Here is a 599-nt window from a genome sequence, read left to right as displayed (position 1 = left end):
CCCCTCACCCTATCCTTTACACTGAGAGCGCACCGAATATTTTTGAAATTATCTGTTTATGGTAAATGAAAGCGGCATATTATACCTAACTCTAACGTTTTGATCATTTTGTCGGCCCGGTTTCCATTTTGGGGACTTACTAATTACCCTTACCGCTTCTTCATCACATCCATATCCTATACCTTTTAAAACAGTAACGTTTGATACAGAACCATCTTTCTCTATTACAAAGCTGATAAAAACCTTACCCTGTGCATCAACTTCCTGCGCCGCATTCGGGTATCTTAAATTTCTTTGTATAAATTTAGCCCAGGCTTTCATTCCCCCTTCAAATTCAGGGTAGGCTTGGATATCTCCTATTTCATGAATCCCCGTATCTTCCTTCTCACCATTCCCTACACCATTACCTGGAGCTATTCCATTACCATTGCCCTCAACAGGAGCCGATCCAAGTGACGTCTCAACTCCCGATTGCGTAACAGGCCCTACTGCCGCATGATCTATTTGTTCTAGAGTTGGCGGATCGGTAATTAATGGCCTATCCACAACAATTGGATTTGAAACGGGCTTTACAGTTTTAATTTTTTCTTTTATTGGTT

General features: G+C 41.2%; 1 protein-coding gene. It reads right to left on the bottom strand.

Annotated features, from left to right (window positions below):
- Positions 1 to 48 precede the first annotated feature (48 nt).
- Positions 49 to 599 (bottom strand): energy transducer TonB (locus tag AC1DDX_RS16520; protein ID WP_477622282.1); only part of this gene is annotated, 551 nt, incomplete at its 5' end.

The organism is Pedobacter sp. 10L46_2, from assembly GCF_056395165.1.
Note: the sequence above shows the minus strand (reverse complement) of the source record. Positions and strands in the feature narration are given on the sequence as shown.